Below are 794 nucleotides of genomic sequence, written 5' to 3'. Positions count from 1 at the left end.
AGGCCACTGAAAAAGTCCATCTCATGTTAAAGGTACAGCCCCCCAAGAAAATTGAGGAAGCTGTACCTTTTTTCGCTTATAATGAAAGCATCATGGAGAGCGGGTGAGCGAGATGATTCGTCAACAACAAACCTTGGTTCTGAGTCCTTATGTGGCATTGTACGACATCGTCGTGCCGAAGGACAACATGCTCCGTCAAATTAATGAACTGGTGGACTTCACCTTTATATATGAGGAACTGGAAGAAAAATATTGTTTGGATAATGGACGCAACGCCATCGACCCCATCCGCATGTTTAAATACTTACTGTTGAAAGCTATCTTTGAACTGTCTGACGTAGATATTGTCGAGCGTTCGAAGTACGACATGTCATTTAAATATTTCCTCGGCATGGCGCCGGAAGACTCGGTAATCGACCCGAGTTCCCTGACGAAATTCCGTAAATTGCGATTGAAAGACATAAATCTGCTCGACATGCTCATCGGTCAAACAGTAGCCCTTGCAATCGAGCAGGATATCTTAAAGAGTACCTCTATCATCGTAGATGCTACACATACGAAAGCACGTTACAACCAGAAGTCACCGCAAGAAATCCTACAAGACCGTGCTCGAAAGCTGCGTAAGGTTGTTTACAGCATGGACGAGTCGGTCAAAACAAAGATGCCAGCGAAGAACATGAACAACGTGCTTGAAGACGAAATCGCATACTGCCAAAAGCTTGTTGCCTTTATTGAAAAGGAATCTGGAATCGCACAGGTGCCAAAAGTTCTGGAACCGCTTAATCTTCTGAGAG

1 protein-coding gene is annotated in these 794 nt (G+C 44.3%); it reads left to right on the top strand.

Features of this window, described 5'->3' with window-relative positions:
• Positions 1–112: 112 nt before the first annotated feature.
• A partial coding sequence (locus AZ66_RS29375; RefSeq protein ID WP_044358208.1) for an IS1182 family transposase occupies positions 113–794 on the top strand: 682 nt, incomplete at its 3' end.

The sequence above is a fragment of the Paenibacillus sp. E194 genome, assembly GCF_000935845.1.
Classification (GTDB): Bacteria; Bacillota; Bacilli; order Paenibacillales; family Paenibacillaceae; genus Paenibacillus_B; species Paenibacillus_B alvei_B.
This window is presented reverse-complemented; position numbering and strand designations above follow the sequence as displayed.